The sequence below is a fragment of the Gordonia sp. Z-3 genome (assembly GCF_036233855.1).
Taxonomy (GTDB): Bacteria; Actinomycetota; Actinomycetes; order Mycobacteriales; family Mycobacteriaceae; genus Gordonia; species Gordonia tangerina.
This window is the reverse complement of the sequence record NZ_JAZARS010000008.1, coordinates 222,363-246,750: the sequence shown is the minus strand read 5'-3', so window position 1 is coordinate 246,750 and position 24,388 is coordinate 222,363. Positions and strand designations below refer to the sequence as shown.

22 protein-coding genes are annotated in these 24,388 nt (G+C 66.1%); 9 read left to right on the top strand and 13 right to left on the bottom strand.

Translation table 11 applies throughout. The features are described 5' to 3' along the window. Positions 1-48 precede the first annotated feature (48 nt). Positions 49-744 carry a translation initiation factor IF-3 gene (gene infC / locus VX037_RS11860; RefSeq protein ID WP_442903660.1) on the bottom strand — a complete coding sequence of 232 codons (696 nt, stop codon included), beginning with the start codon at positions 742-744 and terminating at the stop codon, positions 49-51. 197 nt (positions 745-941) lie between these two features. Here infC and VX037_RS11855 point away from each other — a divergent pair, with 197 nt between their 5' ends. The 3 genes from VX037_RS11855 to VX037_RS11845 all read left to right on the top strand — a co-directional run bounded on the left by VX037_RS11855 (position 942) and on the right by VX037_RS11845 (position 2,690). Beyond that, complete coding sequence (locus tag VX037_RS11855) at positions 942-1,385, top strand: DUF1844 domain-containing protein (RefSeq protein ID WP_328714374.1); 444 nt, start codon at positions 942-944, stop codon at positions 1,383-1,385. Between the two features lie 9 nt (positions 1,386-1,394). Then, entirely contained in the window at positions 1,395-1,706 is a 312-nt protein-coding gene (locus VX037_RS11850; RefSeq protein WP_235723073.1) for a PspA domain-containing protein, read from the top strand. Positions 1,707-1,808: 102 nt separating this feature from the next. Beyond that, the gene (locus VX037_RS11845) at positions 1,809-2,690 is read left to right on the top strand and encodes a type IV toxin-antitoxin system AbiEi family antitoxin domain-containing protein (protein WP_328714372.1); all 882 of its coding nucleotides are present in this window, start codon (positions 1,809-1,811) and stop codon (positions 2,688-2,690) included. Between the two features lie 62 nt (positions 2,691-2,752). On the opposite strand, the gene uvrA is transcribed toward VX037_RS11845, so the two are convergent. Continuing rightward, positions 2,753-5,635, bottom strand: coding sequence for an excinuclease ABC subunit UvrA (gene uvrA, locus VX037_RS11840; RefSeq protein ID WP_235723075.1), 2,883 nt, complete (start codon positions 5,633-5,635; stop codon positions 2,753-2,755). 236 nt (positions 5,636-5,871) lie between these two features. Here uvrA and VX037_RS11835 point away from each other — a divergent pair, with 236 nt between their 5' ends. The 4 genes from VX037_RS11835 to VX037_RS11820 all read left to right on the top strand — a co-directional run bounded on the left by VX037_RS11835 (position 5,872) and on the right by VX037_RS11820 (position 10,819). Beyond that, on the top strand, positions 5,872-6,555 hold the full coding sequence (locus tag VX037_RS11835; protein ID WP_328714371.1) for an MBL fold metallo-hydrolase: 684 nt from the start codon (positions 5,872-5,874) through the stop codon (positions 6,553-6,555). Positions 6,556-6,687: 132 nt separating this feature from the next. Next, the gene (locus VX037_RS11830; protein ID WP_328714369.1) at positions 6,688-7,794 is read left to right on the top strand and encodes a DoxX family protein; all 1,107 of its coding nucleotides are present in this window, start codon (positions 6,688-6,690) and stop codon (positions 7,792-7,794) included. Between the two features lie 35 nt (positions 7,795-7,829). Further along, positions 7,830-8,513, top strand: a complete 684-nt coding sequence (locus VX037_RS11825) for a hypothetical protein (RefSeq protein WP_328714367.1) — start codon at positions 7,830-7,832, stop codon at positions 8,511-8,513. Continuing rightward, complete coding sequence (locus tag VX037_RS11820; protein ID WP_328714365.1) at positions 8,510-10,819, top strand: HelD family protein; 2,310 nt, start codon at positions 8,510-8,512, stop codon at positions 10,817-10,819. Before VX037_RS11825 ends, VX037_RS11820 begins: the two co-directional genes overlap by 4 nt. A gap of 13 nt (positions 10,820-10,832) precedes the next feature. Here VX037_RS11820 and VX037_RS11815 read toward each other — a convergent pair whose 3' ends face one another. The 5 genes from VX037_RS11815 to VX037_RS11795 all read right to left on the bottom strand — a co-directional run bounded on the left by VX037_RS11815 (position 10,833) and on the right by VX037_RS11795 (position 17,424). Continuing rightward, complete coding sequence (locus VX037_RS11815; RefSeq protein ID WP_235723080.1) at positions 10,833-11,465, bottom strand: isochorismatase family protein; 633 nt, start codon at positions 11,463-11,465, stop codon at positions 10,833-10,835. Beyond that, positions 11,462-13,351, bottom strand: coding sequence for a hydantoinase B/oxoprolinase family protein (locus tag VX037_RS11810; protein WP_235723081.1), 1,890 nt, complete (start codon positions 13,349-13,351; stop codon positions 11,462-11,464). The genes VX037_RS11815 and VX037_RS11810 overlap by 4 nt, the downstream gene beginning before the upstream one ends. A gap of 72 nt (positions 13,352-13,423) precedes the next feature. After that, positions 13,424-15,493: a hydantoinase/oxoprolinase family protein gene (locus VX037_RS11805; RefSeq protein ID WP_328714364.1), complete on the bottom strand. Its 2,070-nt coding sequence runs from the start codon at positions 15,491-15,493 to the stop codon at positions 13,424-13,426. A gap of 37 nt (positions 15,494-15,530) precedes the next feature. Beyond that, positions 15,531-16,730, bottom strand: coding sequence for a CaiB/BaiF CoA transferase family protein (locus VX037_RS11800; RefSeq protein ID WP_235723083.1), 1,200 nt, complete (start codon positions 16,728-16,730; stop codon positions 15,531-15,533). 1 nt (position 16,731) lies between these two features. Further along, positions 16,732-17,424 carry a GntR family transcriptional regulator gene (locus VX037_RS11795; RefSeq protein WP_235723084.1) on the bottom strand — a complete coding sequence of 231 codons (693 nt, stop codon included), beginning with the start codon at positions 17,422-17,424 and terminating at the stop codon, positions 16,732-16,734. A 129-nt stretch (positions 17,425-17,553) separates the two neighbouring features. Between VX037_RS11795 and VX037_RS11790 the strand changes: the two genes are divergently transcribed. Then, positions 17,554-18,453: a hydroxymethylglutaryl-CoA lyase gene (locus tag VX037_RS11790; RefSeq protein ID WP_328714363.1), complete on the top strand. Its 900-nt coding sequence runs from the start codon at positions 17,554-17,556 to the stop codon at positions 18,451-18,453. Positions 18,454-18,509: 56 nt separating this feature from the next. Here the strand turns inward: VX037_RS11790 and VX037_RS11785 are convergent, their stop codons facing one another. Next, positions 18,510-18,953 (bottom strand): universal stress protein, encoded by a 444-nt coding sequence (locus tag VX037_RS11785; protein WP_235723086.1) that lies wholly within the window; start codon positions 18,951-18,953, stop codon positions 18,510-18,512. A 129-nt stretch (positions 18,954-19,082) separates the two neighbouring features. Next, positions 19,083-21,239, bottom strand: coding sequence for an excinuclease ABC subunit UvrB (uvrB, locus tag VX037_RS11780; RefSeq protein WP_266061103.1), 2,157 nt, complete (start codon positions 21,237-21,239; stop codon positions 19,083-19,085). A gap of 69 nt (positions 21,240-21,308) precedes the next feature. On the opposite strand from uvrB, the gene VX037_RS11775 reads away from it, so the two are divergent. Then, a complete protein-coding gene (locus VX037_RS11775) occupies positions 21,309-21,854 on the top strand; it encodes a DUF402 domain-containing protein (protein ID WP_328714362.1) in 546 nt (181 codons plus the stop codon). A 4-nt stretch (positions 21,855-21,858) separates the two neighbouring features. On the opposite strand, the gene VX037_RS11770 is transcribed toward VX037_RS11775, so the two are convergent. From VX037_RS11770 to VX037_RS11755, 4 genes are all read right to left on the bottom strand, one after another. Further along, positions 21,859-22,332 (bottom strand): hypothetical protein, encoded by a 474-nt coding sequence (locus VX037_RS11770; RefSeq protein ID WP_266061099.1) that lies wholly within the window; start codon positions 22,330-22,332, stop codon positions 21,859-21,861. A 203-nt stretch (positions 22,333-22,535) separates the two neighbouring features. Then, on the bottom strand, positions 22,536-23,015 hold the full coding sequence (locus tag VX037_RS11765) for a hypothetical protein (RefSeq protein WP_328714361.1): 480 nt from the start codon (positions 23,013-23,015) through the stop codon (positions 22,536-22,538). 176 nt (positions 23,016-23,191) lie between these two features. Then, a complete protein-coding gene (locus tag VX037_RS11760; protein WP_328714359.1) occupies positions 23,192-23,671 on the bottom strand; it encodes a hypothetical protein in 480 nt (159 codons plus the stop codon). A 151-nt stretch (positions 23,672-23,822) separates the two neighbouring features. Then, entirely contained in the window at positions 23,823-24,236 is a 414-nt protein-coding gene (locus tag VX037_RS11755; RefSeq protein WP_328714358.1) for a hypothetical protein, read from the bottom strand. Positions 24,237-24,388: the final 152 nt, after the last annotated feature.

Here is a 24,388-nt window from a genome sequence, read left to right as displayed (position 1 = left end):
CGGTCAGTGTCTGAGCGACCGGACGGCTCTGGGCCATCCGATCGGCTACTAGCTGGTCTTCTCGTCCTGGGCGGCGGCCGCAGGCTTGGGACCGCGGTCGCGACCCTGCTGGGCCTTCTGTCGCGTCTTCGCACCCTTGTGCGGTGCCAGCACCATGGTCATGTTGCGGCCGTCCTGCTTGGCCGAGGTCTCGATGAAGCCGTAGTCGGCGACGTCGTTGCCCAGGCGCTGCAGAAGTCGGTAGCCCAGTTCGGGGCGCGACTGCTCGCGACCGCGGAACATGATGGTCACCTTCACCTTGGATCCGGCCTCGAGGAACCTGACGACGTGACCCTTCTTGGTCTCGTAATCGTGGTCGTCGATCTTCGGGCGGAGCTTCTGCTCCTTGATGACGGTCATCTGCTGGTTGCGACGCGACTCGCGCTGCTTCTGGGCGGCTTCGTACTTGAACTTGCCGTAGTCCATGATCTTGCACACGGGTGGCCGTGCGTCCGGCGCGACCTCGACCAAGTCGAGATCGGCCTCGTAGGCCAGGCGAAGCGCATCTTCAACACGCACGATGCCCACCTGCTCCGAGTTGGGTCCGACGAGTCGGACCTCAGGGACGCGGATGCGCTCGTTGATGCGGGTCTCAGTGCTGATGGGGCCTCCTTGATCAGTTCTTCTCTGGTGACCGCCAGGAGCCGTGACTCCGGTGGCAGGAGGATCGCTCTCAGCAGAAGAGCCCCGGGACGCTGATCGCATCCGCAGGGCTCCGATACCGACCGGTTCGCCGACGCACACGTCGAACCGACGCGTTCGCGCAGCCCAGCGGCTTCGCGACCATCGGCGTGAACCGGACCGTACAACTGCGGACTGGCCGCGTCGTGACGGTGGGAGCGGAACTCCACTTGCGACCCCGGCGCGAACCGGGGCGGTCGTACTGTGGGAGTCTAGCAGCCATGACCGAGAACTCCTATTCGTCACCTGCGCAGATGCCCGGTGAGGGCGATCCGGGAGGGAGCGACGGGGCACTCGGTCCGGAGCAGACCGACATGGACAACGTGCGCGATCTGGCCGATATTCCGTCCATTGAGGTCATCACGCGCGCGATCGTGATGTTGATGAGCGCGTCCGCGGAGAAGCTCGGTCTGGCGGAGGGTGCCGACCCCGACAGCGTGGACCTCGACGAAGCACGCAAACTGATCACCGCCCTGGCCGGGCTCGTCGATGCGTCGAAGGCCGACCTCGGGGTTCATGCAGCGCCCATCCGCGACGGCCTCAAGCAACTGCAGTTGGCGTTCCGCGACGCGAGTGCCTATCCGGACGAGCCGGGTGAGGGTCCGGGAGAGAAATACACCGGTCCGGTGCGCGACCGACGTCGCTCACCCGGAGGCGCGACGTAGGCTGGAGGGGTGACCAGCCACACACCGAAGGACCCGAACCCGGACGTCATCGAGGGTGAGGTCGTCGCCGACCCGGCATCGGCTCCCCCAGCGACGTCCGAGTCCGTCCCACCGGTCACCGACCCCTATTACTCCGAGTCGGGCGTACCCACCTTCGACTTCGTCCGCGACAAGATCGAGAACCGCATCTCCACCGCTATCGGCAGCGAGGAACTGGCCCATGCCAGCCCCGAGGGCCGGCAAGTCGACGAGATGATGCGCACGCGCGACGAGGCCGCCAAACGCAAGCTCGACGAGATCCGCAAGTCCATGGGCAAGTAGCCCCCAGCCCCCGGTTTCGTAGTACGAACCGGCGTTTTTCGTACAGTTCGGACTACGAGAACTGAGGTGGAACCGTCAGTGGCGCCGGTGCGTCCAATCCGCATGACGGATTTGGCAGCGTTGCGCAGGATGGTCGCCGATCACGACGGGGTGTTCAGCCTCACCCAGGCGACTGCCTGCGGCGTCAGCGCCGACGGCGCCCGACGTCGTGTCGCTTCCGGCGAGTGGATTCGCGTGACCCGGTCGGTCTATCGCGTCGCGGACCGGCTGCTCGACGACCGCATGCGTGCCCGAATCGCGGTTCTCTCCGCGGGACCGGGCGCGGCGCTCTGCAGCGGAAGCGCTGCGTGGTGGCACGGCCTCATCCCCCACCCACGGTCGACGATCACGGTGATCACGCCGCACGGCCGACGCGGTCGGCCGGTGCCGGGCGCCCGCGTTTGGCACCGCACGCTGCACGCCGCAGATCTGACCGACATCGACGGCCTGCCTGTGACGCAGGTGCCGCTGACTGTGCTCGACGCCGCCGTCGACATCGGCGTGCGGGTGATGGACAACGCGCTGCTCAATCAGCACACGACACTGTCTGCGCTCATTGAGGCGCAGAAGCGCAACGCGGGACGACGAGGCTCGCCGCGGTCGCGCGCGATGTTAGCCGCCATGTCGTCCGGTGCGCGCTCGGAGGGCGAACGCAAGACAGTCGCCCTGCTCGAGTCGTCGGACATCGTCGGATGGACGCAGAACCATCCCGCGTGTGGGTACGTGCTCGACATCGCGATCCCCGACCACAAGATCGACATCGAGATCGACGGCTTCGCCTTCCACAGCGATGCCGACGCGTTCCAACACGACCGGGAAAGACAGAACAACCTCATTGCCAACGGCTGGACCGTGCTCCGGTTCACGTGGCACGACATCACCACGCGCCCGCTGTGGGTCCTCGCCCAGATCCGGGCCGCCGTCAAGCAGGCGACCGCGGCATAAGCCTCCCCGGATCCGTAGTACGAACGTGTGAAATATCGACGGTTCGTACTACGAACTCGGGGTTAGCCGGCGGAGGCGACCGTCTCGTCGACGTCGAGGATGTCGGCGAGGAACTTTCCGGTGTGGCTGGCGGGCTCGAGTGCGATGTCCTCGGGGGTGCCTTCGGCTACCACGGTGCCGCCCCCGGTACCGCCCTCAGGACCCATATCGATGATCCAGTCGGCGGTCTTGATGACGTCGAGGTTGTGCTCGATGACGATCACCGTGTTGCCCTTGTCGACGAGACCGTTGATGACCGCGAGCAGCTTCTTGATGTCCTCGAAGTGCAGACCGGTGGTCGGCTCATCGAGGATGTAGACGGCCCGACCGTTGGTCCGCTTCTGCAACTCGGACGCCAGCTTCACGCGTTGCGCCTCACCACCCGACAGCGTCGGGGCAGGTTGACCCAGCCGGACGTAGCCCAGGCCGACGTCGACCAGCGTCTTCAAATACCGGTGGATCGACGTGACCGGTTCGAAGAACTCGGCGGCCTCCTCGATCGGCATGTCGAGGACCTCGGAGATGGTCTTGCCCTTGTAGTGCACCTCGAGGGTCTCGCGGTTGTAGCGCGCACCGTGGCACACCTCGCACGGGACGTAGACGTCGGGCAGGAAGTTCATCTCGATCTTGATGGTGCCCTCGCCGGTGCACGCTTCGCAGCGACCGCCCTTCACGTTGAACGAGAATCGGCCCGGCTGATACCCGCGCACCTTGGCCTCGGTGGTTGCGGCGAACAACGTGCGGATCTTGTCGAAGACTCCGGTGTAGGTCGCCGGGTTGGACCGCGGCGTGCGCCCGATCGGTGACTGGTCGACCCGGACGAGCTTGTCGAGTTGGTCGAGTCCCTTGACCCGGGTGTGCCGGCCGGGCACCTGTCGTGCACCGTTGAGCTTGTTGGCCAGCACAGTCGCGAGGATGTCGTTGACCAGCGTCGACTTACCCGACCCGGACACCCCGGTGACGGCGGTGAGCACACCGAGCGGGAACCCGACCTCGATACCCTGCAGGTTGTGTTCGCGCGCACCCACCACGGTCAGTTGCTTCTTGCGCGAGATCGGACGGCGGATCGCCGGGATCGGCAACTCGTCGCGGCCCGACAGGTAGGCACCGGTCAGCGAACGACGATTCTTCAACAGATCTTTGTAGCTTCCACTGTGCACCACCTCACCGCCGTGCTCACCGGCCCGCGGACCGATGTCGACAATCCAGTCGGCCGAGCGGATGGTGTCCTCATCGTGCTCGACGACGATCAGCGTGTTGCCGAGATCACGCAGGCGCGTGAGGGTTTCGATGAGGCGACGGTTGTCGCGCTGATGCAGACCGATGGACGGTTCGTCCAGGACGTAGAGAACCCCGGCCAGACCGGAACCGATCTGGGTCGCCAGTCGGATGCGCTGCGCCTCGCCGCCGGACAACGAACCCGCCGCACGCGACAGCGACAGGTATTCGAGACCGACGTCGAGCAGGAAGGTGATTCGCGCCTGTACCTCTTTGAGCACCCGCCCGGCGATGGCCGCCTGCCGTTCGTCGAGTTTCAGGCCGTTGAGGTAGTCGGCACATTCGGCCACCGACAGTGCGCACACCTCGGCGATGGACATCGCGCCGTAGCTGGGATGGTCGAGGGTCACCGACAGGATCTCGGGCCGCAGGCGTGCGCCCTGACACGCGGGACAGGGGATGTCGCGCATGTAGCCCTCGTAGCGTTCCTTCATCTGCTCGGACTCGGTCTGATCCATCCGCCGCGCGAGAAATGAGAGCACACCTTCGAACTCGGTGTAGTACGAGCGGGTTCGGCCGTAGCGGTTGCGGAACTTGACGTGCACCTGATGGTCGCTGCCCTTGAGGATGGCGGTACGCGCCTTGGCCGGCAGTTTCTTCCACGGGGTGTCCACCGAGAAGCCCATCTGATCGGCCAGGCCGCCCATGAGTCGCAGGAAGTAGTCGGCGTTGTGACCGGTCGACCACGGCGCGATAGCGCCGTCGGCCAGCGACAGCTCAGGGTCCGGGACGACGAGTTCCTCGTCGACTTCCTTGCGGATGCCGAGGCCGTCGCATTCCGGGCACGCACCGTAGGGCGAGTTGAACGAGAACGACCGCGGTTCGAGGTCGTCGATCGCGATCGGGTGACCGTTGGGGCACGCCATGCGCTCGGAGAAGCGTCGTTCGCGGTGCGGGTCATCTTCCTCGAGGTCTACGAAGTCCAGCACCACGATGCCGTCGGCCAGCCGCAGCGCGGTCTCGATCGAATCGGTGAGACGCTGCTTGGCCGTCGGTTTGACGGCCAATCGATCCACGACAACCTCTATGTCGTGCTTTTCCTGCTTCTTCAGCTTCGGCGGATCGGTCAGCTGGTGGACGACGCCGTCGATGCGGGCGCGGGAGAAACCCTGGGTTTGCAGTTCGGCGAACAGATCGACGAACTCACCCTTGCGGGTGCGCACCACCGGCGCGAGCACCTGGAACCGGACACCGGCCTCCATCTCGAGCACCTGGTCGACGATCTGCTGCGGCGTCTGCTTGGCGATCAGCTCGCCGCATTCCGGGCAGTGCGCACGGCCGGCACGGGCGTAGAGAAGCCGCAGGTAGTCGTAGACCTCGGTAATGGTGCCGACCGTGGACCGCGGGTTGCGGTTGGTCGACTTCTGGTCGATCGACACCGCCGGCGACAGCCCCTCGATGAAATCGACATCCGGCTTGTCCATCTGGCCGAGGAATTGCCGGGCGTACGCCGACAACGATTCGACGTAGCGACGTTGGCCCTCGGCGAAGATGGTGTCGAAGGCCAACGACGACTTCCCCGACCCCGACAACCCGGTGAACACGATGAGACTGTCGCGCGGGAGGTCGACATCGATCCCACGCAGATTGTGTTCTCGGGCGCCGCGGACAATGAGACGGTCAACCACTGGATAAGTCCTCGTTCGTTGCTGTCCGGCATGCCGGAAGTGCTGGCAGGTGAGCTGGGTGGAGGCGGTCGGCCTGCTGGTTGGACCGCTCCGCGCGTACCTTATCGACGGACTCCGACAACTACGTCGGGCCGTCGACCACTGCTCCACGATACGCGCGTGGCATGACCGTTGATCGGGGCAGAACCGTCGGGCACACCGACCACGGCGCCGCACCGGTGGCATAGCCTGGCCTCATGAGCCCTCAGGATGTTTCGATCAGCGACAGCTACAGTGGCGACCTGTCCGAATCGCCATCCCCGCAGCGCAGGAACCTCTCCTCTGCGTCGATCGTCAAGATGTCGGTCGGCCCGATGGACAACAACGTGTACATCATCACCTGTTCCGCGACCGGGAAACAGCTCGTCATCGACGCCGCCAACGACGCGGACCGGATTCTGGCGGTCGTCGATGGGCTGCCCGGAACACCCGAACTCATCTTCACCACCCACCAGCACCCCGACCACTGGCAGGCACTCGCGGAGGTGGCCGCCCGACTCGGTGTCCCGACCGCCACCGGCCGGCTCGACGCCGACCCCCTGCCGGTGACGCCGGATCGGTTGATCGACGACGGCGACACCATCTCGGTGGGTGACCTCACCCTGGAGGCCATCCATCTGGTGGGACACACTCCCGGATCCATCGCGCTGGCCCTCCGCGACGGCGACGTGGTGCATCTGTTCACCGGCGACTGCCTGTTCCCGGGTGGCGTCGGCAAGACCTGGCAGCCCGGCGACTTCGAGACGCTCCTCGCCGACGTGAGCGCGAAGGTGTTCGACCGCTACCCGGATTCCACCGTCGTGTACCCGGGCCATGGCACCGACACCACGCTGGGCGCCGAACGACCGGCCCTCGCCGAGTGGCGCGAACGCGGCTGGTGACCCCGGGGCAGACCCTGACCGGATCTCCGAACAGGGCACCTGCAGACGCTGCCGGTGACCGGTAACCTCGATAAGGTTCGCCACTCAAGCCATGGGGGTGAGCATCCGAGTCATGTCACGAGGAGGCCGTCAGTGTTGATCCGCCGAATTGCCCGACCCATGCTCGCCACTGCGTTCGTTGCCTCCGGCATCGACGCCCTGCGGAGCCCGACCGCGAAGGCCGAGACGGCACGCGGTTTCATCGACAAGTCCGTCGAGACCCTGCCCGACGATGTGACCGAGAAGGTGCCAACCGACCCGGAGACGCTGGTCCGGATCAACGGTGCGGTACAAGTGGGTGGCGGAATCCTGTTGGCCACCGGCAAGTTTCCGCGGATCGCGGCATTGGCGCTCGCCGGGTCGACGGTTCCCACCACGATCGCCGGCCACGCGTTCTGGGAGGAGACCGATCCCGAGACCAGGGCGCGACAGAAGACCCAGTTCTTCAAGAACGTCAGCCTCGTCGGCGGCCTGCTGATCGCCGCTGTCGACACCGAAGGCAAACCGTCGTTGGCCTGGCGTGGAAAGCGCAAGGCATCCGACGCCAGCCATGCGATCGCGGCCGCCTTGCCGCTGACCGCAGCCGCATCGGAATCCGGCTGGGACTCCTTGGTGGAACGCTCCCAGGAGGGTGCGCATGTCATCGGTGAGCGCTCGGCCGAAGCGGCCGACGTGATTCGCCAGCGGGCACCGGAGTTCGCCGAGCTGGCACGCGAACGGTCCACAGAGGCAGCTGACCTCATCCGCAGCCGGGCACCCGAACTTGCCGAGGCCGCCCGCGAGCGGTCCGTCGAGGCGGCCGAACTGATCCGTCAGCGCGCCCCCGAGCTCGCCGAGGCCGCACAAAAGCATTCGACCGAATTCATCGAGGCGGCGCATAAGCAGTCGGAGAAGGCCGGCAAGGCCGCCAAGGCAGCACAGAAGAAGTCCGACAAGGCCACCAAGACTGCGCAGAAACGCGTCGACAAGGCGGCCAAGACTGCGCAAAAGCGTGCCGACAAGGCCACCAAGACCGCGCAGAAACGAGCCGACAAGGCGATCGCGGAAGCTCAGCGACGCTCCGACAAGGCTGCCGGCGTAGTCCGGGACCGGGCTCCGGAGTGGGCCGACGAGGTCAGCTCGCTCGCCGATACCGCGCGCGACAAGGCGTCCAAGGGCGCCGACGAGGGTCGGCGCCGGTTGCGAGAGGCCCGCTCATAGCTCCGTCATCTGATCCCGCCCACTCGGGCCGGGGTTTGTCACCTCGGCTGCCCGCCCACGAGTATCCGTGGGCGGCACCCGATATGGACGGCGACCTACTCACCCGGCCCCGTGACATCGAGGGCCGCGACCTCGTCGTCGCGGTGGGATCCAACGCGTCACCGGAGGTGATGCGGACCAAACTCGCCCGCATCGCCACCGGTGACCCCGGCCCGCCGATGGCCCGGGTGACGGTGTCGCACGTCGCTGTCGGTCATTCCGCGCACGTCTCGGCGCGGGGCTACATCCCGGCGGCGCCCTATCACTCGCCGGGCGCCGTGCTGCACAGCGTGGGCGCCTGGCTCACCCCGGCCGAGGTGTCGATGCTCGATCACACCGAGCCGAATTACCGTCGCGTCGAGCTGGCCGTCGGCGATCATCCGGGCATCGACCATCCGAGCGGCACCGGCGCGACGTTCTCGGTGTATGTGTCGCTGCACGGCGTGCTCGCCGATCCCGATGCCGAACCTGTGCCTCTCGGTGCCCAGCGCGAGATCGTCGACTGGCTCGGCTCCCGCATCTGCGACAACGCGTTACACGGTCCGACAGCGGAGGTGTGCCATCGCCTGGCCGACCCTCGTGTGGGGGCACGGGTATCGGCGTCCATGCGATCGGCCGGCCTGTCGCGACCGGCCGGACTCCCCATCCACGACCCCGAGACAGGACCAGCACCGCGGTGAGTTCGACAGAGACCGACGTCGACACCCGCATCACCGAGGAACAGGAACACCTCGACCAGGTGTATGCGCGGCTCGACCGAATGCGCTCGAATACCCAGCGACGACTCTCGTCGACACTGCGCGAGAGCGGCGGAACCCCCCAGGCCCGCTCGGAACGCGAGTCCTACGAGCGGATGTACACCGACGACCTCGCCAAATTCGATGCGGCCGAACATAACCTGTATTTTGGGCGCCTCGACCTGGACGACGGCGAGACCCGCCGCATCGGCCGCATCGGTGTCCTCGACGACGACGCCGCCGACACCACACTGCTGCTCGACTGGCGCGCGCCGCTGTCACGGCCGTTCTATCTCGCCACCCCGGCCGCACCTGAGGACGTCGACCGGCGCAGGCACATCCGGACCCGTAACCGTCGTGTCCGCGCGGTCAACGACGAATTCCTCACCCTGGGTGAGGCCTCCGCCGACGACGTGGGACATGGCGACGTGGTAAATGAGAACGCGCTGGTCGCGGCGTTGAACGCCGCACGCACCGGCGAGATGACCGACATCGTGGAAACGATCCAGCGCGAGCAGGACCTGATCATCCGGTCGACACATCGCGGCGTCACCGTCATCCAAGGTGGCCCGGGGACCGGAAAAACCGCGGTGGCCCTGCACCGTGCCGCCTACCTGCTCTACACCCACCGAGACATCTTGTCGCGCAGCGGCATCCTCATCATCGGACCCAACGACGACTTCCTCACCTACATCGGCCAGGTGTTGCCGTCGCTCGGCGAGTCCGGGGTGCTCCTGTCGACCGTCGGCGACCTGTTCCCCGGCGTCCACGCCACCGCGCGCGACGACCGCCAAGCGGCGGCGATCAAGGGCGACCTGCGAATGGTCGACATGCTCAAACGTGCGGTGCGGGCGCGTGAGTCGTTGCCCGCCAAGCCGGTCCCGGTGGATTTCGACACCTATGAGGTGATGATCGACTCCGCCCTCGTCAAGGAAGCACGCGCCAAGGCCCGCAGCACGCGCAAGGCGCACAACCTTGCGCAGCCGACATTCCTTCGTGCCGCACTGGACGGTCTGGCCCGCGCGCACGCCGGCACGATCGGTTCAAGTCTGCTGGACGGCTCACAGTTGCTCAGTGGTGCCGATATCGCCGACATCCGGACCGAGATGAGTCAGGATCCGGAGATCCGACGGGCCTTGCTGCAGTTCTGGCCCACGCTGCACCCGCAGGAGATGCTGCGCGACCTGTACGGCGATCCCGCCGCAGTCCGGAAAGCCAGCCCGGGATGGTCGGACGCGGACCGGGCAGCACTACAGCGCGACACCACGTTCCGACAGGATGATGGCAGCGACTTCTCCCCTGCCGATGTGCCGTTGCTCGACGAGTTGGCCGAACTGATCGGGTTCGGCACCGATGACGCCGAGCGCGCGGAACGCGAACGCTGGCGCCGACAGCTCGCCGATGCCCAGGATGCGCTCGACATCCTCACCGGATCGGCCCCGCAGGATCTCGAGGACGAACTGGATCCGGAGATCCTGATGGCCTACGACCTCATCGACGCCGAACAGCTCGCCGCCCGGCAGACCGACACCCAACGCCTGACCACGGCCGAACGCGCGCACGGTGACCGTAACTGGGCCTTCGGACATGTGATCGTCGATGAGGCACAAGAACTCTCGACGATGGCGTGGCGAATGGTGATGCGGCGCATCCCGAACCGATGGATGACGATTATCGGCGACACCGCCCAGACCGGCGACCTCGCGGGCACCCGCGAGTGGGGCGAGGTGCTCAGACCCTATGTGGCCGCACGGTGGCAACTGCGGGAGCTCACCGTGAACTATCGGACGCCCGCGGAGATCATGACCTACGCGACCCGGGTCCTTGCCGCGATCGATCCGCAGATGACCCCGCCGACGTCTTTGCGCAGCAACGGTGTGGAGCCGGTCGCGATTCGTACCGAAGCTGCTGATCGCGCTCCAACCGCCGTTGCCGCCACCGGACGACCCGATCTCACGGGTCTCAGCGTCGTGATCGTTCCGTCGGAGCTGCAGGAGCAGGTCCGAGCCGTCGCCGATGCGGCGGCCGACGACTCCGGGCACCCACCACGAGTGCTCACCGTTGCCGCGTGCAAGGGTCTCGAGTTCGACAACGTCGTGCTGGTCGAGCCGACCGCCGTCGTCGCCGACTCACCGTTGGGCCTGTCCGATCTGTACGTCGCGCTGACCCGCGCGACGCAGCGACTCGTGGTGGTGCACGCCGACGATCTGCCCGCGGAACTCGCCGACATGCCTGCCGGGCAAGTCTGACATTCCCCGTCGGTCAGGCTGCCCCGGTTGCCCGCAGCTGCGACACCGCCTCCTCGAGGTCGATCACATCGGCGTATTTGGCCTGCAGGTCCAGCAGATTCGCCTCGTGCAGCCGGGGTTCGCGGTCGCCGCACGCATCGGCCACCACCAACGGTCGGAACCCGTGCTGCATGGCGTCGGTGGCGGTCGCTCGTACACAGCCGCTGGTCGACAGCCCACACAGGTAAACGGTGTCGATGCCCTGCGCGGTCAGCGTGGAGGCCAACGACGTCCCGAAGAAGGCACTTGCGTACTGCTTGGTGACCACTACGTCGTCTGGCTCCGGGCGACACCCCGGAACGTGGTCGGCCAGCGGTGATCCCTCCTCGAACACGTTGAGCGACGGAATCTTCCGCATGAACAGACCACCATCCGCACCGCCCGGCCGATAGCTGACCCGGGTGAAGATCACCGGTACCGCAACCTCCCGTGCCACCGACACCAGCGTGGTGGCGGCGGTCACGGCGTCCTCGACGGGAGCCCGCAGCGGTGATGAATCGTCGAGATAGGCCATCGTCAGATCGATCACCACCACCGCGGCCCGCGCCCCGGGACCCAACCGCCCGGCGAACCCCGACGCCCGGTAGTCCCCGAGGGTATCGGTCACGCCCCGACCGCCTTGCGCACGTTCACAGGTGGGCGTGGTGCCGGCAACCCCGTCTCCTCCTCGCACCGTTCGAGCAGCTCGGGGATCGACGGCCCCTTGTCGAATACGGGCAGTTCGCCGCGCTCGGCGCGGATCGCTTCGCGGCGTGCGCCGGTGGCGGCCACGTCGACGGTTCCGTCGGCGTCGCACACCACGCCGTAGGCGTCGGCCGCGGCGTCCGCACCCACCAGCCGGCGGCGGACCTCAAGGGCGACGAGCTCCGGATCGCGTTCGAGCGGATCGCCCCACCCGCCACCGCCCCAGGTCACGAAGTGCAGGACATCGCCGCGCGCCACCGGGACGTCGTGGATCTTACTCGGCAGGATCTCCACCTCACCGGTGGCGCGCTGAATCCACTTGCGGCCCCGCGCACCCGGTTTCCCACCGTTGACGCCCCACGGATAAGTCAGCCACCGGTCGTCGTGGATCGCGATCGTGCCCGGCTCGCCGAAGCGGTAGGCGACGTCGACGCCGTTGCCACCGCGGTGCAGACCCGCACCGCCGGTGTCGGCGATCGTCTCCCATCGTTCGATGCGCAGCGGATAGTACGACTCGAGGTACTCACACGGGATGTTGACAAATGACGGCCACAGCGAATGGCCGTCCGGGCCGTCCCCCATGGGCCGGCCGGGAATGCCGCCGAATCCGATGGAGTACAGCTGGAACCATTCGCCGTCGCGCGGTCCGCCGTCGTAATGTCCCGAGTACATGAAATGCGGCGACGACGAGAAGCCGGCGGCGTTCAGGATCTCCGGGTTCTTCTTGCCGAGCAGGCCACCGAACAGGTCGAACACCCGCCCGATCCCGTGGTTGCGACCGTTCAGTGCCGCAGGGTATCTCGGCTTCCAGAACGAATCCTCCGGGATGGTGACGTCGATGAGCGGATAGAAACCGTCGTTCCAGAGAATCTGCGGGTCGGCAACGGTGATCACGTAGATGCCGAAGAACATCCGGACCAGGTTCTCGTTGATGAAGTAGTTCACCGGCCCGACGGCCTGCGGGGCGGCCTCGCTGAAGTCGAGATGGATCTTCTCGCCGGTGCGGGTGAGCTTGATGGTGAGCTCGTACGGCCCGTAGCCGCACCCATCGTCGCAGATGAAATCGCTGAACTCGATGGTCTCGCCGTCGTCGAACAGTGTGGCCAGCAACACCTTCATCGCCTGATAGTTGCGGTCGAGCAGCGCGTCGAGCGCCGAGAGGTACACCTCCACCCCGAACCGGTCGCACAGTTCTACGATGCGTCGCGAAGCCGTGGTGCACGCGGCGACGAGGCCGTTGAGGTCGGCGCGGTTCCAGTCGGGCATCCGCACCTGATTGAGGATGATGTCGAGCGCCGTCTCGTTGAGCTCACCGGATTGGTAGAGCTTGAACGGCGGGATCACCACGCCCTCTTCGTAGATGGTGTGCGCATCGGCCGGCATCGAGCAGGGCGTCTTCCCGCCGACGTCGGACATGTGCCCAAACATCGACGACCAGCCGACGACCCGTCCGCTGTGGAAGATCGGCAGCACGATCAGCCAATCGTTGGCGTGGCTGATCGCCGCCCCGCAGGCGTACGGGTCGGAGGTGAGCAGGATGTCACCTTCGCCGACGGTGCCGGAGAAGTTGTCGAGGAAGTCGGGCACCGACAGCCCGAACTGTCCGACGACCATCTTGCCGCTGGGGTCGGCGATGAGCGGGAACTCGTCGTGCTGTTCGCGAATCCCCGGCGACAGCGCGGTCCGGAACAGGACCTCGTCCATCTCGTAGCGGGCGTTGCGCAGCGCGTTCTCGATGATGTCGAGGGTGACCGGGTCGACCGGCACCTTGGTGACGGGGTCGGTGGTTGTCTCGATGATGGTGGCCATCGTGGCTCCTGGGGGTGAGAGGTCGAAATGCTCTGGTGGGTCCGGGAGGTCGTTCGGGCGGAGCTGGCCGGGTCAGGCCGTGGCGCCGCCGGACGGCCGGATGAGCAGGCTGGCGTTGGGGTGCACGGTGGCCGCGTGCCCACTGAGCACGAGCGTGGTGGAGTCCATCTCGGTGATCACCGCCGGACCCTCGATCACGTTGCCGGCAGACAGTTTTGCCCGGTCGTAGATGCCCGCACTCACCATCGCGCCATCCATCCACACCTCGCCGGTGCGGATGAGCGCCGCCGACGGATCGGCGTCGCCTTCGGTGAGCGGCTGCCAGGCCACGTCGGGCCGCGGACCGCTCACCGTGACGCGCAGATTGATCACCTCCCGCTCGTTCTTGAGCAGGAACGAGAACAGTCGCTGGTGTTCGGCGTCGAAGGCCTCCCCCAGACGGGACAGGACATCGCCGCCGGTCAGTGCGTCGGCGTCGAGATCGACCGGGATCTCGAAACCCTGACCGTGGTAACGCAGATCGACCTGGAAACGCACGGTCTGCTGGTCGCGTGGGACCCCTTCGGCCGAGAGCCGATCGGCGGCCGAGTCCGCCAGTTCCGAGAGTGCCTGACGCACCTCGTCGTCGGAGGTCTCGGAGAAGGCGCGGATCAGGGTTCGCGCGCTCTCGTCCCGGACGCAGGTGGTGGCGTCGCCGTAGGCGCAGAGTACGCCCGGCGACGGCGGCACGATCACCGGCCACGATCCGGTGAGCCGGCCGAGCGCATTGGCGTGCAGCGGCCCGGCACCGCCGAATGAGACGAGTGCGAAATCCCTCGGGTCGTATCCCTGTTGAACGCTCACCAACCGCAGCGCGCCGAACATGTTCTCGTTGACGATGTCCACGATGCCGGCAGCCGCAGCCTCCGGGCCGTCGAGTCCCATCGCATCCGCGATGGACGCCACGGCGGCTCGACTGGCAGCCGTGTCGAGTTCGACCTCACCGCCGGCGAGTTCGCTGGGCAGGTAGCCCAACACCACATTGGCGTCGGTGACGGTGGGTTCGGTGCCGCCATTGCCGTAGGCGGCCGGGCCGGGATCGGCTCCGGCCGACTGAGGCCCGACGCGGAGTGCGCGGGTCAGTTCGGGCACGTGGGCGATCGAACCGCCACCCGCACCGACGGTTCGGACGTCGACGCTGGTGGCGCGCACGGCGAGGTCCCCCACCTTGGTCTCCCGACCGATCCGTGGTTCACCGCCGAGCACGAGGGCGACGTCGGTGGAGGTTCCGCCCATGTCGAAGGTGAGGAAGTCCGTGTAGCCGGCCTGCTCGGCAAACCATGCCGCGCCGGTGACGCCCCCGGCCGGTCCGGACAGCAACAGCGATACGGGATCCTCGGCCGCCTTCTCCGCCTGCACCAGGCCCCCGTCGCTCCGCAGGATCGACAGTGGCGCATCGATCCCCTCGTCGGCGAGAGATCGTGCGAGATTGTTGACGTATCTGGAGACCTCCGGCTGCACATAGCTGTTGGCCACCGTAGTGAGGGTGCGCTCGTATTCGCGCATCTCGGGTAGCACGTGACTCGAAATGGACACCGGGATACCGGGGAGCTCTTCGCCCGCCCACTGCGCGACCTGCTTCTCGTGCGTGTCGTCGACGTAGGAGTTGATGAGTGAGACAGTCAGCGCCTCGATACCCGCACCGGAGAGGCTGCGCAGTTGATCGCGCGCCTGGTGCTCGTCCAGCGGGGTCACCTCCGCGCCGTCGGCACCGATTCTCCCCACCACCTCCACCGTGTGCTCCAGTCGTGCCAGCGGCTCGGGTTTCGGCCAAATGATCCACCCGGCGAGGCCGCCCGGGACGAACGACCGCGCGATCTGCAGCACCTGCCGGAACCCGTCGGTGGTGACCAGCCCGACTCGCGCGCCCCGTCCCTGCAGGATCGCGTTGGTGGCAACGGTGGTGCCGTGGAAGATCTGCCCGACGTCGGCGAGGGCGATACCAGCCTCGGCACACACCTTGCGGATGCCGTTGAGCACGCCGATCGACTGGTCGGCCGGGGTGGACGGAGTCTTGGCCCGGTAGGTGGTGCCGGAGGTCTCCTCGAGCAGCAGCACGTCGGTGAAGGTTCCTCCGACGTCGACGCCCAATCGATAGCGCATGTGATTCTCCAGGTGTTCGGTTGTGCAGGGGTGGTTTTCAGATGACGCCGCGCTCGGTGAACGCCATGCGCTCGTCATCGGACAGGCCGAGAACCCGGCCGTAGATGTCGGAGTTGTGCTCGCCCAGTTCGGGTCCGGCGTGCCGGACCGACCCCGGGGTGTCGCCGAGTTTCGGGAACACCCCAGCCATCGGCAGCTCACCGAAATCGGGGTGGGCCACACGGACGATCGCATCTCGGGCGGCGAAGTGCGGGTCGTCGAACATGTCACGGGCGGTGTAGATCCGGCCCGCCGGGACACCGGCCTCGTGCAGGATGTCGAGCACCTCATCGGTGCCGAGGTCGGCGGTCCAGTCCGCGACGAGCGCGTCCAGTTCGGCCATGTTGACACCGCGGGAGGCGTGGTCGGCATACCGCGGATCATCGATCAGATCCGAGCGTCCCATCGCCGTTGCGAGACGGGCGAACACGGTGTCCTGGTTGGCCGCCACCAGCACCATCTCACCTCCTTTGGTCGGATAGACGTTGCTCGGCGCGATGTTCGGCAGTACCGACCCGGTGCGCTCGCGCTGATATCCGCCGACCTCCCATTCCGGCAGCAGAGATTCCATCATCGCCAGAACGGCCTCGTAGATCGCGGAGTCCACGAGTTGACCGCGTCCGGTGGTGGTGCGGTTGTGCACCGCGACCAGGATTCCGATCGTCGCGAACACCGCAGCGAGCGAGTCACCGAGGGATATCCCCGCACGCGAGGGGGTGCTGTCGGCATCGCCTGTCACGTAGCGAATCCCGCCCATCGCCTCGCCGATGGAGCCGAAGCCGGCCCGCGACGCATACGGCCCGGTTTGTCCGTAACCGCTGACCCGCGCCATGATGAGTCGCGGATTGAGCTCGCGGAGTTCGGCGAAGCCCAGCCCCCACCGCTCGAGGGTGCCGGGCCGGAAGTTCTCGATCACGATGTCGGATTGTGCGATCAGCGACCGCGCGAGCTCCTGCCCCTCGGTGCTGCGCAGATTGCAGGTGACCGATTTCTTGTTGCGGGCGACGACCGGCCACCACAGTGACTTTCCGTGGGCCTTCTCCCTCCCCCACTGGCGCATCGGATCCCCATTGCCGGGCGGCTCCAGCTTGATCACCTCGGCACCGAAGTCGGCGAGCAGCTGCCCGCAGAACGGCCCGGCCAGCAGCTGGCCCATCTCCACCACCCGCAGGTCGGCCAACGGCCCGGTTGTCGTCATGTCATCTGCCTCTCTCGTCGTCGTCGACGTGATCCGCGGCCGCTGGCCCGGGTCCATCCGGAAGCGACTGCAGGAGAACATGCTTGGCCGCACGCACGTGGGACCGCATCACCGAGTCGGCCCACACCGCGTCACCGGCCCGCAGCGCGGCGATCAGATCACGATGGTGTGCGCCGCTGCGTTCGAGGTCCGCTGGCGAATATCGATGAAATGTGCGCAGCACCAACGGGAGCTGGATCACCGCGCCCAGCATCGTGGTGAGCCGGCTGCTGGCCGCCGCCGCACGAACGATCGCGTGGAACTCGTCGTTGAGTTGCGCCACCAGATCGAGCTGCGGCCGGGGACCCGACGCGGCGTCCTCCATCAGGCCGGAGAGCTCCTCGAGTCGATCGATGTCCTTGCCGGCGATCCGTGATGCGGCTCGTTCGGCGGCCATCGCCTCGAGCGTCATCCGCAGGTCGTAGATCTCCTCCAGATCCTCCGCGGTCCACGCGCAGACCCGCGCGCCGCGATGGGGCAACACCTCGACGAGACCTTCCATCTCGAGTTGTCGCAGCGCCTCGCGGACCGGTGTCCGGCTGGCCTCGGTGAGGTCGGCGATCTCGACCTCCCCCAGCCGAGTTCCGGGACCGTAGGTGCCATCGATGATGCCGTCCCGGATGTGGGCGTAGACGCGATCCACGGCGCGGGCCATGTAGTACCTCCGCTCATCGAATTGTTCACAATGTAAACGCTGCACACCTCTGGCGCTGGGCCTTTTCGTAAACAATGTGTTTCGATGGCCTCTATTGCATACAACTGGCGCCTACCGCAAGATGGAGCGATGAGTGAGTTCACTGTGGTCGAGGTGGGTCCGCGCGACGGACTGCAGAACGAGAAGACACCGCTGTCGGTCGACGACAAGGTCTCACTGATCACCCGGCTCGTCACCGCGGGGGCGCGGCGCGTCGAGGCCGTCAGCTTTGTCAATCCGAAACGTGTTCCGCAGATGGCCGGCGCCGAGGAGGTGATGGAACAGCTCCCGCGGGATGCGGGGGCCTCCTACATCGGCCTGGTCCTCAACCGACGTGGACTCGATCGGGCGTTGGCCGCCGGCGTCGACGAAGTCAACGTGGTGGTGGTGTCGACCGACGAGTTCAGCACCCGCAATCAGGGTTGCACTGTCGCCGAAGGGATCTCCGCGGCCCTCGACATCGTGCAGGAGGCGCGTGCGGCAGGCGTGTTCAGCACGGTGACCATCGCCGCGTCGTTCGGTTGCCCGTTCTCCGGCGAGGTCGCTGCCGATCACGTGGTGGACATCGTGCGTCAGGTGGCCGCGGCCGGACCCGATGAGATCGCACTGGCCGACACGATCGGCGTCGGTGTCCCCGCGCAGGTGCGTGCGCTGGCCGCCGGTGCGGGCCGGGTGGCGTCGGAGATCCCGCTGCGGTGGCATTTCCATAACACCCGCAACACCGGGTATGCGAATGCTCTCACCGCGTTCGACATGGGCGCCGCTGCACTGGATTCGAGCGTCGGCGGTTACGGGGGTTGCCCGTTCGCACCCGCCGCGACCGGCAACATCGCGTCAGAGGATCTGGTGTACGCACTGGAACGGTCCGAAGTGTCCACCGGAATCCACCTCGCCGCGATGGTCGAGACGGCCGAATGGCTCGCCGGCAAGCTGGGTCAGGACGTCCCGGCCTTGCTGGGTCGGGCGGGACCGTTCCCGGGCACGGCCTGAGGCAAAGACGAACCGCTCACCGGTTGCCGGTGAGCGGTTCGCGAAAAGTTGCGTTACTAGGTCGTGTGCACGATCAGTACGTCGCACGCCGACTTGCGCGCCACGTCTGCGGGCACCGATCCGAGCAGTCGTCCAGCGATGGAGTTCAATCCTCGGTTGCCCACCACCAGCAGGTCCGCCTTGGCATCGGTCACGAGTTGCAGCAGCGCGTCGACCGGAGCGCCCTTCACCGAACGCGGGTCTATGTTGCCTGCGCCGGCCTTGGAAGCCCGCTCCTTGGCGGTGCGCAGGATCTCCTCAGTCGGCGAGGAACCCATCACCTGATAGGCCTCGTCCTTCAGCACGTCGGCTGCCCCGCCCGCACCACGATCGTTCGGGAAGTAGGCGCACGCGATGACCAACGTGGCCGACTCGCCGGCGATTGCCCCCGCACGGTCGACCGCCTTGAGCGATGACTCGGAGCCATCGGTGCCGACGACGATCGTCTGATATGCGCTCATCCATCCTCCACGTGTCAGTCCGCCTCGACCGGCGTCGAGGCAGGTGTCATCCCCACACTGTAGAACCCCTGATCCGGCAGATTAGTTTGCGGCGCCCGGTTTGTCCGCCGTTCGTGGGGATCGGCACAATTACTTGATGCCCGCGGCGTCCATGCCGCGCAGTTCTTTCTTCAGGTCGGCGATCTCGTCGCGGAGCCGTCCGGCCAACTCGAATTGCAGATCCCGGGCCGCAGACATCATCTGATCGGTCAGTTGCGACACCAGATCGGCCAGTTCGGCGCGCGGCATCGCCGATGTGTCACGCTTCTCGATGACGCCCGCGCTGCCCGCCTTGGACACCTCGCCTTGGGCCCGGCGACCGCGACTGGCGTTGCGGCCGGAACCGCCGACCGTGACCGCTTCATCCTCGGCTTCGCGGTACACCTGGTCGAGAATGTCAGCGATCTTCTTGCGCAACGGCTTCGGATCGATGCCCATCTCCTTGTTGTAGGCGATCTGCTTCTCGCGGCGACGTTCGGTCTCGTCGATCGCGTTACGCATCGAATCGGTGATCGTGTCGGCATACATGTGCACTTGTCCGGACACGTTGCGCGCGGCGCGGCCGATCGTCTGGATCAGCGAGGTGGTGGACCGCAGGAAGCCCTCCTTGTCGGCGTCGAGGATCGCCACCAGCGACACCTCCGGCAGGTCGAGGCCCTCACGCAGCAAGTTGATGCCGACGAGCACGTCGTACTCACCGGATCGCAGCTGCCGCAACAGTTCGACGCGACGGAGGGTGTCCACCTCGGAGTGCAGGTATCGCACGCGGATACCCAGTTCCAACAGGTAGTCGGTGAGGTCTTCGGCCATCTTCTTGGTGAGCGTGGTGACCAGCACACGCTCGTCGCGTTCGGTGCGTTCTCGGATCTCGTGCACGAGATCGTCGATCTGCCCCTTGGTGGGTTTCACGACGACCTCCGGGTCGACGAGACCGGTGGGCCGGATCACCTGCTCGACGAACTCGCCGTTGGCCTGGCCGAGCTCGTAGGGGCCCGGCGTTGCCGACAGGTACACCGTTTGTCCGATGCGATCGACGAACTCATCCCACGTCAGCGGCCGGTTGTCGATCGCCGACGGGAGCCGGAAACCGTAGTCGACGAGGTTGCGTTTACGCGACATGTCGCCCTCGTACATCCCGCCGATCTGCGGCACGGTCACGTGCGACTCGTCGATGACGAGCAGGAAATCCTCGGGAAAGTAGTCGATCAGGGTCGCCGGGGCACTACCCGGCCCACGTCCGTCGATGTGCCGCGAATAGTTCTCGATGCCCGAGCAGAAACCTACTTGCCGCATCATCTCCAGGTCGTAACTGGTGCGCATGCGTAGCCGCTGCGCTTCCAGAAGTTTGCCCTTGTTCTCGAGTTCGGCGAGACGCGCCTCGAGTTCCTCCTCGATGCTCTTCATCGCCCGCTCCATGCGCTCCGGGCCGGCCACGTAGTGGGTGGCCGGGAAGATGCGCAGGTTGTCCACCTCGCGCACCACGTCGCCGGTGAGCGGGTGCAGATAGTACAGCGACTCCACCTCGTCGCCGAAGAACTCGATGCGTACGGCGAGCTCCTCGTAGGACGGGATGATCTCCACGGTGTCGCCGCGTACGCGGAAGCTGCCGCGGGTGAATGCGGTGTCGTTGCGGGTGTATTGAACATCCACCAGGAGCCGCAGCAGGGCGTCGCGATCGATTTCGTCGCCCACACTGACCTCGACGGACCGGTCGAGATAGGACTGTGGGGTACCGAGACCGTAGATGCACGACACCGAGGCGACCACCACCACGTCGCGCCGGGAGAGCAGACTCGACGTGGCCGAATGCCGTAAGCGCTCGACGTCGTCGTTGATCGACGAGTCCTTCTCGATGTAGGTGTCGGTCTGCGCGATGTACGCCTCGGGTTGATAGTAGTCGTAGTACGACACGAAGTACTCGACGGCGTTGTTGGGCAGCATGTCCCGCAGTTCGTTTGCGAGCTGTGCGGCCAGGGTCTTGTTGGGCGCCATCACCAGCGTCGGGCGTTGCACGCGTTCGATGAGCCATGCGGTGGTCGCCGACTTGCCGGTACCGGTGGCGCCGAGCAGGACGATGTCCTTCTCCCCGCCGGTGATGCGCTTCTCGAGGTCGTTGATCGCCGTGGGCTGATCACCGGCGGGTTCGTACTCGCTGACCACCTCGAAGTGGCCACCGGTCCGTTCGATCTCCCCGACCGGCCGGAACTCGGAGTGCGCCACGACCGGGCGTTCTGCTGCAAAAGCCATAGTGCCAGGGTAAACGCGGGCTATGACAGTTGTGTTCCGTCGCCTGACCTGCGGGTTAAGGTGTTGGCCATGCCCAGCGGACCGCCTACCCCCAAGCGCCACCCACCCAAGCGCGAGGTGTTCGACGTCCCCGCGATGACCAACACCGATAACAAGGGCTTCGTGCGGCCGGTGGAGCGCTACGTGGTGGCCGACCACGGGCTCTACATGTCTCGGACCGCGGATCACCCACGGTTCAACCGTTTGGAGACCTGGCTGCTGCCCGCGCTCGGGCTGCGGGCGAACATCTTCCACTATCGGGGTGGCTACCGTGACGGTCAGCGCTTGTATCTGGACGTGGGACGGTTCTCCGGACCCGACGAGCACGGCCTTTGGCATGCCGAGGACTGGTACCTCGATCTCGTCGACGTACCGGGCCGGCCGTTGGAGTTGCTCGACGTGGACGAGTTGTTCGACGCTCGCGTCGCCGGCCTACTCGGGGCCGACGAGTGTGAGCAGGCGGTCATGATCGCGGCGCGAGCCCTGGTGGGGTCGGCCGAACACGGCCACGACGTGCAGGCCTGGCTGGACGCCGCGGCAGGCGGGCCGGTCTTCTTTCCAGACCGGCCCGCCTGAGCGCTCAGTAGATGGGCAAGACGAAGCAGGCGCCGGCCCGGATGAAGTCCGGGAACTGCACGCCCGGTCCGACGGTGACCGTTCGCTTCTTGGTGACGCCGTCCAAGGTGGCCGTCAGCACGTGCCGACCGGGCTCGGTCGGGCGCCAGACCGGATGCTCCATCACGCTGGTCGGCTTCTTGTTGTAGAACGTCACGGTCTTGCCGTTCACCGTCGACGTGAGCTTCAGGTTGCCCTTCGCCGAGCGTGGACCGGCCACCGGTACGTCGAGGCGATACGTGCACCCCGCGCCGTAGACGTTGTAGTTCAGCGAACCGGTCGCCGACGATCCGTAACCGGCGGGTGTGTCGACCGCGACGCCTTGCAGCGTTGCCGCACCGGCCGGCGCCCCAACGGCCACCCCGCCCATCGCCGCCGCACTGAAAGCGATTGCGCCCCCGACGATCCGCAAACGATTTCGACTTCCCCGACCAGTCATGCTCAACTCCACTTCACTGCGATTGCACTGTCAGATCACGCCTCCAGCGGGCGCGATGATGACGCTAGCAGGCACAAATATGAAATATGACACATTGGGTCACAATCGTAACCAGATGTCGCAATCAGTCCCAACGCCAAGGCGGGACGCCTCGGACCTGCGTGGTCCGAGACGCCCCGCACGGCGTCATGAGTGGTTCGGCGTCAGGAGGACGTGACGATGCACGATCCCGCGAGCGGCAGCTGGATGGTGATCTTCCCGAGTTCCGGAGCCGGAACCTCGAAGCCACTGCCGACCTGCAGTTCGCCGGTGGCCTTGCCCGTCTCGCCGGCCTGGGTCGCGGCGATCACGTAGCTGCCCGGCGCGCCGGGAGTCCAGGAGTAGGTCGCCTTACCGTCTTCGGCCTGCACGTCGTCGAGTTCGGTGGCGTCCTCGCCGTCCTTGGCGACCCAGAACGTCACCGGCACACCCTCGTCCTCTTCATCGACGGTGACCTCGATGTCGTAGGAACACTGATCGCCGTACACACCGGCGGTCGAGCCGTAGCCCGACGGGGTGGTCACCTCGATGCCGGTGATCGCTGCGTTGGCCGGCGCGGCCATCATCAGGGTGGCGGCTCCCGCACCGATGAGCGCTGCGGCGCCAGCGGCGATCCGGGTGAGGCGGGTCGAATTCACAGCCATGCGCTGTTCTCCTTTGACTAGGCATGCTGATCGCGTTGTTCTTGCACGATCAATTCAGGTATTCCACAGGATGAGACGTGCCACCAAATGCGGCACCAACCGGGTGTGGTGTCACCAATGGACACAGCAGGGGCGTTGCGGAGCATGTCCGCAACGCCCCTGTCGTGCTCAGAAGATCAGCTGTTGTCAGGCAGCGTAGGCGTCGAGAGCACGATGCAGCCGACGGGGAACGGCGAAATGATGTTCAGCGAACCCGTGTCCAGACCTGGATCAATGTTGATGCCGGGGGCGACGTTCAGGGTTGTGGATTGAGCGGGACCGCCTGCTTGCTCCGCCTTGATCACATAGGTTCCCGGCTCCTCTGGAGTGAAATCATAGGTCGCCGACAGGTTGCTGGGCGTTTCAGTCTTAACCGGCTCCGGGTCGTCGTTGATGTACCACGAAACCGGTGAAGCGTTAGTAGAGACCGTTGCCTCGATCTCGTACGTGCAGGAAGCACCATAAACGCCCGATGCGGAGCCATAGCCCGCGGGGGTGTTGACACCGATCTTCGTCACGGCGGCATTGGCCGGCGCGGCCATCATGAGGCCTGCGGCCCCGACGCCGGCGATTGCAGCGGCGGCGCTGAAGGCGCGACGGGTCTTGCTAACAGCCATGTGCTTCTCTCCCTTGGTAAATCCCGAATTTCACGATCGCATCCCGACGAGTGCGATCAGTTCAGGTATTCCACAGATATCACGATTCGGCAACTTTCAAGAGGCAGAATCGCCGTTTTGTTCCTGACTGTTCACGCAAGCTGCTACCGCATCAGTAGAGGATGATGCATGAACTGCCCGTGTAAACACCGACTCCGACGTTGAGTGGGCCGATCGACTCGCCCTCATCGCCCGTGCCCTGAGTCGCCTTGATCGTGTATTGCCCCGGAGCAAACGGGAACCATGGATACACCGCCTTGCCGCCGTCGGGCTTGATTGAACCGACCTGGTTGCCGTTAATGCTGAACACGACATTCTCAGTGCTGTTCTCGGGGACAGTGGCAATTACCCCGTATCCGCAGCTCGCTCCATACCGCTGGTCGAGCGACCCGAGTAGCGCAGAGTTGTCGATCTCGAGCTTGCTGACGTCCGCGCTCGCCGGCGCGGCCATCACCGCCCCTGCGGCCGCAACACTGGCAAACGCTACGGTCGCCGCGGCGGCGCGTCCCTTCGTGCGTGCACCCATGGCTGTTCTCCCTCGACTAGAGCAGTGATGTATGTCGCACCCGTGGGTGCGGCTTCACGCTAGCAAAGGTTCACGTCATGCACGATGGCGATATGGGTTTCTGCGCACACCCGTAGCCAGAGTTCATCCGATTGTGTGAATCGGTGCAGGTG